This window comes from Dyella sp. 01N36, assembly GCF_056399745.1.
Genome location: NZ_JBFTRY010000102.1, coordinates 1 through 12,179 on the forward strand (window position 1 = coordinate 1; position 12,179 = coordinate 12,179).

Consider the following 12,179-nt stretch of genomic DNA (forward strand, 5'->3'; position numbering starts at 1 on the left):
GATCAACGAAGCTCACCACGACGCCCATACCCGTGAGCTCACGCTGGCCTTGCTGCCGAAGCTGCGCGCGGAGGGCTTCACCTATTTCGCTGCCGAGGCGCTGGCCAACGGCGACACGGAGCTCATGAAGCGCGGCTATCCCATTGCCAGCAGCGGCAGCGAGTATCTGCACGAGCCGATCTATGGCCAGATCATCCGGGAAGCGATACGACTGGGCTTCAAGGTGGTGGCCTATGAGTCCGACGCCGATGCCCTGGCTGATCGCGAATCGGGCCAGGCGCAGCTGCTCTATCGCCAGGTGTTCAAGAACGATCCCAAGGCGCGCCTGTTCGTGCATGCCGGTTACGCCCATATCGACAAGGCCGTCGGCAACCTGGGCAAGACCATCAAGCCGATGGCCATGCAGCTCAAGCAGCTGACTGGATTCGATCCGCTGTCGATCGACCAGACTCGGTGGCGCGACATCGGCCCGATGCCCAAGACGGATCTGTACAACCAGCTGTCCGCCGCCTTCCCCGTCGACAAGCCTTCGGTGCTGCTCAGCCGCCAGAACGGCAGCGTGTGGGCATCGGACCCGGATCGTCACGACGTCGACGTGATCCTTCCGCGTTCCGGCCACCAGCGCCGCCCCCACTGGCTGGAACTGGGTGGCGCACGGCAGACCCGGGTGATCTCCAGTGAGATGTGCCAGCGCCAGTTCCCCTGCATCGTGGAAGCCCGCTACGCCAATGAGAGCGACGACGCCATCCCGGCAGATCGCTACGTGCTGCTGACCGACAACGTGATGAACTCGCTCTACCTGTGGCCGGGCGAGTACAGGCTCAGCAGCCGCGACAGGGAAGGCCGCAAGCTCAGTGAGCGGCGCATCACCGTGAACCAGCCCGGCTCATGACGTCCGGAGATCGCACCTCCAGCGATCACTTAGAACTTTCTTCCAACTTATTGATTTGATAACCTCGGGCTCGTCTCAAGACCAGGGAAGACGAGATGCGCCCCAACTTCGCCCATCCTGCCTGTGCGCACTTGGCATGGTGGCGTCTTGCGCAACGCGCCCTGGTCGTCGGCGCCGTCCTGCTGCTCGCGGCCTGCGCCAGCAGCAGCCGGCGCCCCGAGCCCACCTACAAAGATTCCCGCTCCTCCCTGGCCAATTTGCCCGCTCGCGCCCCTAGCGGCGCCACCGGTACGGCCAACGATGTGTTGTTCCGCGCCATCGCGCTGGTCGGCACGCCGTACCGCTGGGGCGGCAATACGCCCGACAGCGGCTTCGATTGCAGCGGCCTGGTCGACTACATCTACCGCAATGCGGCGGGTCTGAGCCTGCCCCACAGCTCCCGTGAAATGTCGCAATTGAGCGGCGAGCGGGTTCGCCAGATGAACGAGCTGATGAGCGGTGACCTGGTCTTCTTCGGTGGTTCGGGTGGCATCAGCCACGTGGGCGTCTACGTAGGTAAAGGCCGCTTTGTGCATGCGCCCAACAGCGGCGGCACGGTGAGGCTGGACGATATCGACGGCCCCTACTGGCGCGACCATTTCGAGTTCGGCAAGCGACTGCTCGACTGATCCGGCGCTCGTCGGGCCAGCCAGCGCGCCGCCACGCCTGTCGCGCTTCACACCCCGCATTCCCAGGCCACTTTAGGCTCCGCCTATCGTTTCGATTGAGAAATTGAATTGTACACAATTTAATTTTGCGCTTAGTATCTCTCCTATGAAACGGCAACCGACCCCCAACCAGCTCCTGCTCGACCAGCAACTGTGCTTTGCGCTGTATGCCGCGTCGCGCTCGGTCACGGGGCTGTACCGGCCGCTGCTCGAACCGCTGGGCCTGACCTATCCGCAGTACCTGGTGATGCTGGTGCTGTGGGAACGCGACGGGCTCACCGTGGGCGAACTCGGCCAGCGCCTCCAGCTGGATTCCGGAACGCTCACACCCCTGCTCAAGCGTCTGCAGACCGCCGGCCTGGTGGCACGCCAGCGCCGCAAGGAAGACGAGCGCGTGGTGGATATCCGTCTTACCGACGCCGGCCTGGCGCTACGCGACAAGGCCAGCGGCATTCCCGAATGTCTCGCGCAGTGCATGCAGCTCTCACTCGATCAGATGCAAACCCTGCGCGATGAACTGAAGCGACTTACCCAACAGATCCAACTCTCCCCAAGCGAGGACTAAACCCATGAACATCAGCAAGATTCTCTACACCGCCACCGCCACCGTTCACGGCGGCCGCGAAGGCCACGCCAAGAGCGACGACGGCGTGCTAGACCTGCAGCTGGTCGTGCCCAAGGGCCTGGGTGGTCCGGGTGGCCAGGGCAGCAACCCCGAGCAGCTGTTCGCCGCCGGTTATGCCGCCTGCTTCGAAGGCGCCGTGCGCTTCGTGGCCCGCCAGCAGAACGTGACGCTGAAGGACGCCTCGGTGACCGCGCACGTGGGCATTGGTCCGCGCGAACCGACGGGCTTTGGCATCGCCGTGAAGCTGGAAGTGAATCTGCCGGGTATCGACCGCGCCGTGGCACAGGAACTGGTCGACACAGCGCATCGTGATATCTGCCCTTATTCGCATGCGACGCGCGGCAATGTGGATGTGGAAATCACGCTGGTCTGATCTGGTATTCCAGGTTGGAAACGATGACGGCACCGCGAGGTGCCGTTGTTGTTTGTGGCCTGTGTCGACGCGAGGCAGGAGCAGCGGTGTGCGCGATCTGCAGGTTTGGAGATTTCGCTTCGTAGGCGTTGCGCACAGGGTGCGCTCCCACAAAGAGCCGACCGGCAACGTTGATCCGTTATCCCCAGACCTGCCAACCCTTGTAGGAGCGCACTTGTGCGCGACCGAGGCGCTGGGATGTAGCGCTCCGTCGGCTGGTCGCGCACAAGTGCGCTCCTACAAGGGAGCTGCTTGGCCCAGCGACGTCGCGTTGTACGGCTCTTGATCCCCGGGGKCCCCGTATGACGCGGCGGGCGGGTGGAGGAAAGCCCGMAGGGTGGCCGCATGGATGCGGCCAGTTTTTCGACAGGACAGGGATGTCCTGTCGAAAAACCCCGGAGCCCGCCCGCGCACCTGGAGGGCCGTAGGCCCGGAAGGCGCGTCATCCGGGGGCCCTTTCTTTTGGTTACTTTTCTTTACTCCGGGCACCCTGCCCTCCGCCCTTCGGGCCGGCTTCGCCGTTCGCACGCGCTCCTGCGCGTGCGTGGGCAAGCAAAGAAAAGTAACTCGGCTGCCGGCAGGCAGACKAAACGCCCGCCGCGTAGGCGGCACGCTGGCGACAAGGCGACAACCGGAGACGATCGCTACTGGATCCCGGCCTGCGCCGGGATGACGAGCAAAAAAAAGCCGCTCCGTCTGGAGCGGCTTCTATTAGGCCTACCTTTATCCCTAGCCCCTCCCCAAAGGAGAAAGCCGACGGAAAAAATTAGTGCACCTCCGCACCCGGCGGATGCGCATGCCCATGCGAAATCTCTTCCTCAGTCCCATCGCGCACTTCATTGATGGTCACATCGAAATTCAGCGTCTTGCCCGCCATCGGATGATTCAAGTCAACGTCGACCGTGGTCATGCCGACCTTCTCCACCACCACCACGCGGTGGCCGCCTTCCTTCAGCGCCAACACCGTGGTCATGCCCGGCTTGAGCTTGGCAGCCTGCTGGAAGTACTTCTTCGGCACGCGCTGGGTCATGCCCGGCTGGCGCTCGCCATAGCCCTCGGCGGCGGCGACTTCGACCTGCAGGTTTTCGCCTGCTTCATGGTCTTCCAGCGCCTTTTCCAGGCCCGGGATCAGCTGGCCGTGGCCGAGCAGTACCCATAGCGGTTCGTTACGGTCGAGGGAGCTCTCGACCTTTTCACCGTCCACCGTCAGCGTGTAGTGGAGCGAGATGACCTTGTCCTTGCCAGCCTTCATTGCATGTCTCGTGATGGATCAAACGCTGAATTCTAGCAGCCTGCCCGGCTACTCGCCCGTGCCCGGCGGGGAGCGGCCAAAGCGGGCGCCACGGGCCTCGGGACCCACCCAGGCCAGGAAGGCCAGCAGCACGGCGACGGCGGCCATCCAGGCCGACATGGCGAATGCCAGGCCGCCATGTTGCCGGGCGATCCACAGCTGGGCATTGGCCGTCACCGCGGCCAGCAGGTTGCCGGTCTGGTAGGCAAAGCCGGGCAAGGTGCCCCGCATGCCCTCGGGGGCCAGTTCGTTGAGGTGCGTCGGCACCACACCCCAGGCGCCCTGCACCATCACCTGGATCAGGAACGCACCCAGCGCCAGCAGCGCCAACGTATTGCCGTACATCCACAGGGGAATCACCGGAATGGCGAGCAAGGCGGCCAGGATGATGGCCTTGCGCCGGCCGATGCGCTCCGACAACGCGCCGAAGAACAGGCCGCCCACCAGTGCACCGAGATTGAGCATCGCCACCAGCATGAAGGCCGCGCCCGAGCCGGTGGGCAGATGCAGGCCCTCCTCCTCGAAGGTGTGGTACAGGTCCTGCGAGCCGTGGCTGAACATGTTGAACGCCATCATCAGCAGCATGAGATAGAGGGCGAGCTTCCAGTGGCCGCGCATCGATTCGAGCAGGCCCTTTTTGTCCTTGGCCGCGCGTTCCTGTTTCCAAACTTCCGACTCCGGCACGCTGCGGCGGATGTACAACACCAGCAGCGCGGGCAAGGCGCCGACGATGAACAACCCGCGCCAGCCGATGTGATCGACCAGCAGCCAGTTCACCAGCGCGCCCAGGAAGAACCCGACCGGGTAGCCACTCTGCAACAGGCCCGACACCACGCCGCGCGCCTTGGGCGGAATCGATTCCATCGCCAGCGATGCGCCGATGCCCCATTCGCCGCCCATCGCCACGCCAAACAGGAAACGCAGCACCAGCAGCATGGTGAGCGAGGTGGAGAATGCCGTGGCCAGCTCGAACACCGAAAACAGAATCACATCGAGCATCAGGATGGGACGCCGGCCATAGCGATCGGCCAGGCGCCCGAACAACAGCGCACCGATGGGACGCGCCGCCAGCGTGAGCAACAGACCGAATGCCACTTCCTGATTGCCGACGTGGAATTCCTGCGCCACGCCCACGATTACGAAGGTCAGCAGGAAATAATCGAACGCATCCAGCGTCCAGCCCAGGAAGCTGGCCAGCACGGTGTGCCGCTGGGTGGTGGTGAGCTCCCGAAAGGGCGCGAACGGCGACATGTGTTGCTCCACGGTGAAGGATCACGACCGCCCGGGCGGCTCGCAGGGCGCCAAGCGAACCATCACCGCCGCCCTAGCGCAAGCCGGGAGTAGTGCCGGCCAAAGTTTGAAGGCATGCTCGCCTTCACATCACGCAGCCATGGAGTGGGCTGACATGTCGCCCATGGATGCCACCCTGTATCGCATCGCCAACTCGTACGACCACTGGCTCCAGCGCCGCTACGTCAAGGGCAAGCTGGCGGCCGACCCTGCGTACGCGGCGACGGCGGCCCTGGTGATGAACCGGCCGATGCCACTGCTGGACATCGGCTGCGGCATCGGCCTGCTCGGCCAATACCTGCATGCGCGCGGCGTCGTCACGCGCTACCTGGGCGTGGACAACGACTCGCGCAAGATCGACGCTGGCAACCGCGCCTTGCGGCAATCGGGTCTCGATGGCGTGCTGCAGCTGCGCCAGACCGATGGTGTGGCGGAGCAGCCCATACGCGGCCATGTGGCCCTGCTCGACGTGCTGCACTACCTGCCCCGCGACGGCCAGCGTGCATTGCTGGAGAACGCCATGGTGCATGTCGCCCCGGGCGGCCTGCTGGTGATACGCAACGTGCTGCGCGAACGCAGCTGGCGTTATGCCCTCACGCGCGTTTCGGAGTTCTTCCTGAGCGCCAGTGGCTGGATGCGGGTGGGCGCCCAGCACTATCCCAGTGCCGACGAGCTGCGCGGGCAGCTCGAGGCCGCCGGTCTTTCGGTCAGCATCCGCTCGCTGCACGGCAAGATGCCGTTTGACAGCTACCTGGTGGTGGCAGAGCGGGCACGGGCCTGAAGACCCCGAAACCAGGGCTTCACACCCGGCCCTGGCGACCCGGTTTGGCAAACCAAGCAGCTAATTCAGAATTGCGCTATACTCCCCTGTCACGACCTTCCGTCGTGCCTCCCCCTTACTGATACTGCAACGCGGTTCGATTCGAACGCTCCGGGTTGCTCTGGAGCTTCCATGACTTTCGAATCGCTGGGCCTTGCGCCCGCGTTGTTGCGCGCGCTTGCCGACCAAGGCTACGCCGTCCCTACCCCCATCCAGGCTGCGGCCATTCCGGTTGTACTGGAAGGCGGCGACCTGCTCGCTGCTGCCCAGACCGGTACCGGCAAGACCGCGGCGTTCGCGCTGCCGCTCTTGCAGCACCTGTCCAACGCCGGCGCCACCCAGACCCGTCGCCCTCGTGCCCTCGTGCTCACGCCCACGCGTGAACTGGCGGCCCAGGTGCACGAGAACCTGCGCGACTACGGCAAGTACCTGCGCGTCAGCAGCACCACCATCTTTGGCGGCGTCAGCATGGGCCCGCAGATGCAGGCGCTGCGTCGCGGCGTGGACGTGGTCATCGCCACGCCGGGCCGCCTGATCGATCACATGCAGCAGCGCTCGCTGGATCTGTCCGGCGTGGAAGTGCTGATCCTGGACGAAGCCGACCGCATGCTCGACATGGGCTTCCTGCCGGCGCTCAAGCGCATTCTGTCCGCCGTGCCCAAGCAGCGTCAGACGCTGCTGTTCTCGGCCACTTTCGCGGGCCCGATCAAGGCGCTGGCGATGCAGTTCATGCATCAGCCGCGCGAAGTGTCGGTGACCCCGGCCAATAGCGTGGCTACGACAGTTACGCATCACGTGCATCCGGTGGACGCGGGCAAGAAGCGCGACCTGCTGCTGCACGTGCTGTCGCAGGACAGCCGCCGCCAGACCCTGGTGTTCAGCCGCACCAAGCACGGCGCCGACAAGCTGGTGACGTTCCTGGGTGCTGCCGGCCTGCGTGCCGCCGCCATCCACGGCAACAAGAGCCAGAACGCGCGCACGCGTGCGCTGAGCGATTTCAAGACTGGCCGCGTGACTGTGCTGGTGGCGACCGATATCGCGGCTCGCGGCATCGACATCGATCAGCTGCCCATCGTGATCAACTTCGACCTGCCGATGGTCGCGGAAGACTACGTGCACCGCATCGGCCGCACCGGTCGCGCTGGCGCCGAGGGCATGGCCGTGTCGCTGGTGAGCCATGACGAGTCGGGCCTGCTGCGTGACATCCGCAAGCTGCTCAAGCAGGACATCGCCTTCAGCGACGTGCCGGGCTTCGAGCCGTCGCATCCGCTGCGCACGGACGCCGCTGCACCGCGTCCGGTGCAGGGCCAGCGCCAGGCGCGCCCGGCTGCTCGCCCGCAGGGTGGCCGTCCGCAGGGGTCGCATCGCCCGCACGGTCATGGCTCGGGCCATGGCTTCGGCGGCGGCGAGCGTCCGGCCGAAGGCAACCGCAAGCGTCAGCGCCGCGGTCGCCCCGCTGCCAAGGCGTAAGCACGCCCCATGGTGAGGCCTCGCGCTCAGGCGCCGAGGCCTCACGCTGTACCAACAGCCCCACTGGGCTGTGCAAGTTACCYGCGCTATTTCCTGAACCGTGACGCGTCATGTTGGCCCGAGTGCCAACGAACTATGCGAAGGTGTGCGCACGCCCTTGTGGCGTAGCTGCCCAAATAGCTTTGACGAATCTCTCATTCGCTTGCCACGGGATTTGTCCAAACATAGTCACGGTAAAGGAGCATCGAGATGAGCGGCGAACGATCCAAGCCCATCATGATCGGCCTTGCACTACTCGCCATCGTGGCCGTGGTCGCCACCATAGCGATTCCCACCTGGCGCAATCATCACGTGTCCGAACGCCTGGACGAAGCACTCCAGTCCGGTGAAGCGGCAAAGCTGGTAGTGATGGAAGCCGCCACCGTGCGCGGCGGGCTGAGCCAGCTCAAACCTGGCGACCTCACCTTCAACGCCACATCGTCGGTCAGTGCGTATACGTCGAAGATCGACGTCTCCGAAACCGGGCGCATCACCATTGCGACGCAGAACACCGGCGCGACACCCGACCCCGTTTTTCTTCTCACACCCCTGGACAATTCAGCGGCCGGCGGCAATGCCCCGGTGGTGTGGAGTTGCGACATCATTGCCGGCGCCACCCAATGGATGCCTGCACGCTGCACACGCCCCGCATTGCCGGCATCGGCTTCCACCAAGGGCTGAGTCGCGCGCGCCCGGGTAGCTACGGCTCTCGAATGCGCGAGGTGAGTACGTGGTCTTCCCACACGCCGGCGATCTGCAGGTAGCGCTTGGCATAACCTTCGCGCTCAAAACCAAGCCGCTCCAGCAAGCGACCGCTGCGTTCATTGCGCGGCATGTAGTTGGCCATCACACGATGCATGTCCAACTGATGGAAGGCCCAAGGCAGCGCCGTTTCCAATACTTCCTGCATCAAGCCCTGCGATTGCCTGCGCTGGGCCACGCTATAGCCCAGGTGACAGGCCTGGAACGCACCGCGCACCACGTTGGCGAAGGTGAAGCTGGCGAGGATTTCCTGGCCCGACAGGTCCAGCGCAAAGAACGGATAGGCCCGATCCAGCCGCACGGCCTCGCGCGATTCCGCCAACGTCTGCACGCAGTGGTCAAGGGTGTAGTAAGCGTCGTCGCGCAACGGTTCCCAGGGCGCCAGATGCTCGCGGTTCTGCTCGCGATAACGCAGCAGTTTCCACGCATCGGCCACCTCGACCAGCCGCAGCACCGCGCGGCGCGTGGTGATGGGATGCAACACGCTCACAACGCCCCCAGCGCCTCGGCGTGATGACGAAGGTGGTCGTCGATGAAACTGGTGATGAAGTAGTAGCTGTGGTCGTAACCGCCATGCCGGCGCAGCAGCAAGGACTGGCCGCCTTCGGCGCAGGCCTGGTCAAACAACTCGGGCTTGAGCTGGGTGGCGAGAAAGCCATCGGCTTCGCCCTGGTCGATCAGGATGGTGCCGTCGAAACGGTGCGTACGCACCAGTTCGCAGGCGTCATAGTCCGCCCAGGTTTTCACATCGTCGCCAAGGTAACGCGGGAATGCCTTCTGCCCCCACGGCACCTGGCTAGGCGCCACGATCGGCGCGAAGGCCGATACCGAGCGGTATCGATCCGGATGGCGCAAGGCGATGGTGAGCGCGCCGTGGCCACCCATCGAATGGCCGGTGATGCCGCTGCGGGCGATATCGGCAGGAAAATGCCCTGCAATCAGCGCAGGCAGTTCATCCACGATGTAGCTGTGCATGCGAAAGCGCGACGACCACGGCGACTGGGTGGCATCGAGATAGAAGCCGGCGCCCTCGCCGAATTCCCAGTCACCCGTGGCGCCGTCCAAACCCGTCTGGCGCGGGCTGGTATCGGGCATCACCAGGATCAGCCCCAACTCGGCGGCCAGCCGCTGGGCGCCGGCCTTGATCGTCGCGGTTTCTTCCGTGCAGGTCAGGCCGGCGAGGAAATACAGCACCGGGCACGCCTGCTGTGCCGCTTGCGGCGGCTGGAACAGCGCAAAGCGCATCGGTCCGCCGCAACTGTCCGATTGATGTCGGTAAAACCCCTGCACGCCACCGTGGCAGCGTTGCTCGGAGATCGTTTCGATCCCTGTCATGGTCAATCCTTGTGCTGAAACAGAGCCTGCCAATGATAATGCGCTTGTCTCAGCGCTCCTGGTCGGTGGGCCGCATCAGCACTTCGTTGATGTTGACGTGTGAAGGACGCGACACGCAGAACGTGATGGCCTCCGCCACGTCCACCGACTGCAGCTGGCGCATGCTGTCGGCCCAGGCGTTGAGGTTGTCCTTGGTGACAGCGTGGCCGATGTGGTCGCGCAGTTCCGTCTCCACCACGCCGGGCTCGATCACGGTGACGCGGATATTGTGCTGGTAGACCTCGCGGCGCAACGCTTCGGAAAACGCCACAACGCCGAACTTGGTCGCCGAATACGCGGCGGCGTTGGGATTGGCCACGCGCCCGGCCGTCGACGAGATATTCACGATGTGACCGTCGCGGCGCTGGCGCATGCCGGGCAACGCAGCCTGCGTGGAGGCGATGAGGCTGAGCACGTTCAGCTCCAGCATGTGACGCCAGCGGCCGAGATCGGCCTCTTCGACTGGCTCCAGATACATCACGCCGGCGTTGTTCACCAGAATGTCCAGGCGGCCGTAACGCGCTTCCGTCTCGGACACGATGCGCTGGGCTTCGTGCTCGTCGGCGAGATCGGCCACGAGCACGAGCGGATCGGCGCCCAGCGCTTGCAGCTTCACGGCCAGCGCCTCCAGACGGTCGCGACGACGGGCCGCGATAGCAACCTTTGCCCCCGCCTCAGCCAGGTCCAGCGCGGTGGCCTCACCTATCCCCGACGAGGCGCCAGTGACCAGCGCAACTCGACCATCAAGACGTCCAGACATGAATAATCCTCACCCAATAGCCATCAGCTAGCACAAAAATCCCGGCGCGACCGGGCCAGCCTGTTACAATACCGTCATTCTCCCGCATGCCCTCGTGCATGCCATGTCGAGGTTCCCCCATGTCCTCCCCGTCTTCCGATTCCCAGCCGGCAGCCGTCGGCTTTGCTGCGCTTGGCCTTCATCCGGAGCTGCTGCGCGCACTCACCGATGTCGGCTATGAGTCGCCCTCGCCGATCCAGGCCGCCACCATTCCGCCGCTGCTGGAAGGTCGCGACGTGCTTGGCCAGGCGCAGACCGGCACCGGCAAAACCGCCGCGTTCGCGTTGCCGATTCTTTCGCGCATCGATTTGAAGCCCGGCAAGCCGCAGGCGCTGGTGCTGGCGCCGACGCGCGAGCTGGCCATCCAGGTGGCTGAAGCGTTCCAGCGTTACGCCACGCACATGCCAGGCCTGCAGGTGTTGCCGATCTATGGCGGCCAGAGCTATGGCCCGCAGCTGCACTCGCTCAAGCGCGGCGTGCAGATCGTGGTGGGTACGCCCGGCCGCGTGATCGACCATCTCGATCGCGGCACGCTCGACCTGTCCGAGCTGAAGTTCCTGGTGCTCGACGAAGCCGACGAAATGCTGCGCATGGGCTTCATCGACGACGTCGAGAAAGTGCTGCAGGCGACCCCGCCGCAGCGCCAGGTGGCGCTGTTCTCCGCCACCATGCCCACGCCGATCCGCAAGATTGCGCAGCAGCATTTGAAAGATCCGCGCGAAGTGACGATCAAGTCGTCGACCACCACCGCGGCGAATATCCGCCAGCGTTACTGGTTCGTCAGCGGCATGCACAAGCTCGACGCGATGACCCGCATCCTCGAGGCCGAGCCGTTCGACGCGATGATCATCTTCGCGCGCACCAAGTCGGCCACCGAAGAACTGGCCGAGAAGCTGCAGGCGCGAGGTCTTGCCGCCGCCGCCATCAACGGCGACATCGCGCRGGCTCAGCGCGAGCGCGTGATCCAGCAGCTCAAGGACGGCAAGCTCGACATCCTGGTGGCCACCGACGTGGCCGCGCGTGGTCTGGACGTGGAACGCATCAGCCACGTAATGAACTACGACATCCCGTACGACACCGAAAGCTACGTGCACCGCATCGGCCGCACCGGTCGCGCGGGTCGCAGCGGTGAGGCGATCCTGTTCGTCACGCCGCGCGAGAAAGGCATGCTGCGCGCGATCGAACGCGCCACCCGCCAGCCCATCGAAGAGATGAAGCTGCCGACGGTGGAAGCAGTCAACGACGTGCGCATCGCCAAGTTCAAGCAGCGCATCAGCGACACCATCGCGGTGGGCGAACTGCAGCTGTTCCAGCAGCTGATCGAGCAGTACGAGCAGGAACACAATATCCCGGCCGTCGAAATCGCTGCCGCGTTGGCACGCATCGCCCAAGGCAACCAGCCGCTGCTGCTGACGCCGCCGGCCAAGCGCGAATTCACCCCGCGCGAACCGCAGGGTCGTGAACGCGAGCATGGCCGTGACCGGGGCGAGCGCGAGCATCGCGGTGAACGCGAACATCRTCCGCACGATCGCGACAGTGGCCCCCGCGATTTCACGCCGCGCCCCGTGCGCCCGCATCACACGGAAGAAGGCAAGCGTACCTTCCGCGTGGAAGTGGGCCATGAGCACGGCGTCAAGCCGGGCAACATCATCGGCGCCATCGCCAACGAAGCCGGCCTGGAAAGCGGCCACATCGGCC

General features: G+C 64.8%; 13 protein-coding genes. 8 read left to right on the plus strand and 5 right to left on the minus strand.

Translation table 11 applies throughout. The annotated features are described in order from the left end of the window. The 4 genes from AC1DMG_RS14700 to AC1DMG_RS14715 all read left to right on the plus strand — a co-directional run. Positions 1-892: hypothetical protein (locus AC1DMG_RS14700; RefSeq protein WP_477180688.1), on the plus strand; the 892-nt coding region annotated here is incomplete at its 5' end. A 95-nt stretch (positions 893-987) separates the two neighbouring features. After that, positions 988-1,560: a C40 family peptidase gene (locus tag AC1DMG_RS14705; protein WP_441604344.1), complete on the plus strand. Its 573-nt coding sequence runs from the start codon at positions 988-990 to the stop codon at positions 1,558-1,560. Positions 1,561-1,705: 145 nt separating this feature from the next. Next, positions 1,706-2,164: a MarR family winged helix-turn-helix transcriptional regulator gene (locus tag AC1DMG_RS14710; protein WP_441604345.1), complete on the plus strand. Its 459-nt coding sequence runs from the start codon at positions 1,706-1,708 to the stop codon at positions 2,162-2,164. A 4-nt stretch (positions 2,165-2,168) separates the two neighbouring features. Next, the gene (locus AC1DMG_RS14715) at positions 2,169-2,597 is read left to right on the plus strand and encodes an organic hydroperoxide resistance protein (protein WP_046972943.1); all 429 of its coding nucleotides are present in this window, start codon (positions 2,169-2,171) and stop codon (positions 2,595-2,597) included. Between the two features lie 805 nt (positions 2,598-3,402). On the opposite strand, the gene AC1DMG_RS14720 is transcribed toward AC1DMG_RS14715, so the two are convergent. Together AC1DMG_RS14720 and AC1DMG_RS14725 are read right to left on the minus strand one after the other, a co-directional pair. Beyond that, positions 3,403-3,888, minus strand: a complete 486-nt coding sequence (locus AC1DMG_RS14720; protein ID WP_441604346.1) for an FKBP-type peptidyl-prolyl cis-trans isomerase — start codon at positions 3,886-3,888, stop codon at positions 3,403-3,405. 48 nt (positions 3,889-3,936) lie between these two features. Further along, positions 3,937-5,178 (minus strand): MFS transporter, encoded by a 1,242-nt coding sequence (locus AC1DMG_RS14725; RefSeq protein ID WP_441604347.1) that lies wholly within the window; start codon positions 5,176-5,178, stop codon positions 3,937-3,939. Positions 5,179-5,332: 154 nt separating this feature from the next. Here AC1DMG_RS14725 and AC1DMG_RS14730 point away from each other — a divergent pair, with 154 nt between their 5' ends. The 3 genes from AC1DMG_RS14730 to AC1DMG_RS14740 all read left to right on the plus strand — a co-directional run bounded on the left by AC1DMG_RS14730 (position 5,333) and on the right by AC1DMG_RS14740 (position 8,227). Beyond that, on the plus strand, positions 5,333-5,998 hold the full coding sequence (locus AC1DMG_RS14730; protein ID WP_441604348.1) for a class I SAM-dependent methyltransferase: 666 nt from the start codon (positions 5,333-5,335) through the stop codon (positions 5,996-5,998). Between the two features lie 171 nt (positions 5,999-6,169). Next, positions 6,170-7,507, plus strand: a complete 1,338-nt coding sequence (locus AC1DMG_RS14735) for a DEAD/DEAH box helicase (RefSeq protein ID WP_441604349.1) — start codon at positions 6,170-6,172, stop codon at positions 7,505-7,507. Between the two features lie 249 nt (positions 7,508-7,756). Beyond that, positions 7,757-8,227: a pilin gene (locus AC1DMG_RS14740; protein WP_441604350.1), complete on the plus strand. Its 471-nt coding sequence runs from the start codon at positions 7,757-7,759 to the stop codon at positions 8,225-8,227. 19 nt (positions 8,228-8,246) lie between these two features. On the opposite strand, the gene rimJ is transcribed toward AC1DMG_RS14740, so the two are convergent. From rimJ to AC1DMG_RS14755, 3 genes are read right to left on the minus strand one after another with little or no spacing between them, the layout of a single operon-like run. Then, positions 8,247-8,798 carry a ribosomal protein S5-alanine N-acetyltransferase gene (gene rimJ / locus AC1DMG_RS14745; protein ID WP_441604351.1) on the minus strand — a complete coding sequence of 184 codons (552 nt, stop codon included), beginning with the start codon at positions 8,796-8,798 and terminating at the stop codon, positions 8,247-8,249. Further along, positions 8,795-9,643, minus strand: coding sequence for an S-formylglutathione hydrolase (fghA, locus tag AC1DMG_RS14750; protein ID WP_441604352.1), 849 nt, complete (start codon positions 9,641-9,643; stop codon positions 8,795-8,797). Before fghA ends, rimJ begins: the two co-directional genes overlap by 4 nt. 49 nt (positions 9,644-9,692) lie before the next feature. After that, positions 9,693-10,442, minus strand: a complete 750-nt coding sequence (locus AC1DMG_RS14755; protein ID WP_441604353.1) for an SDR family NAD(P)-dependent oxidoreductase — start codon at positions 10,440-10,442, stop codon at positions 9,693-9,695. 119 nt (positions 10,443-10,561) lie between these two features. Between AC1DMG_RS14755 and AC1DMG_RS14760 the strand changes: the two genes are divergently transcribed. Further along, positions 10,562-12,179 (plus strand): DEAD/DEAH box helicase (locus AC1DMG_RS14760; protein ID WP_477180689.1); only part of this gene is annotated, 1,618 nt, incomplete at its 3' end.

Bases quoted from the DNA above. Each gene is read 5' to 3' on its own strand.
- AC1DMG_RS14705 (WP_441604344.1), top strand. From the start codon at position 988: ATGCGCCCCAACTTCGCCCATCCTGCCTGTGCGCACTTGGCATGGTGG.
- AC1DMG_RS14710 (WP_441604345.1), top strand. From the start codon at position 1,706: ATGAAACGGCAACCGACCCCCAACCAGCTCCTGCTCGACCAGCAACTG.
- AC1DMG_RS14715 (WP_046972943.1), top strand. From the start codon at position 2,169: ATGAACATCAGCAAGATTCTCTACACCGCCACCGCCACCGTTCACGGC.
- AC1DMG_RS14720 (WP_441604346.1), bottom strand. From the start codon at position 3,888: ATGAAGGCTGGCAAGGACAAGGTCATCTCGCTCCACTACACGCTGACG.
- AC1DMG_RS14725 (WP_441604347.1), bottom strand. From the start codon at position 5,178: ATGTCGCCGTTCGCGCCCTTTCGGGAGCTCACCACCACCCAGCGGCAC.
- AC1DMG_RS14730 (WP_441604348.1), top strand. From the start codon at position 5,333: ATGTCGCCCATGGATGCCACCCTGTATCGCATCGCCAACTCGTACGAC.
- AC1DMG_RS14735 (WP_441604349.1), top strand. From the start codon at position 6,170: ATGACTTTCGAATCGCTGGGCCTTGCGCCCGCGTTGTTGCGCGCGCTT.
- AC1DMG_RS14740 (WP_441604350.1), top strand. From the start codon at position 7,757: ATGAGCGGCGAACGATCCAAGCCCATCATGATCGGCCTTGCACTACTC.
- fghA (WP_441604352.1), bottom strand. From the start codon at position 9,643: ATGACAGGGATCGAAACGATCTCCGAGCAACGCTGCCACGGTGGCGTG.
- AC1DMG_RS14755 (WP_441604353.1), bottom strand. From the start codon at position 10,442: ATGTCTGGACGTCTTGATGGTCGAGTTGCGCTGGTCACTGGCGCCTCG.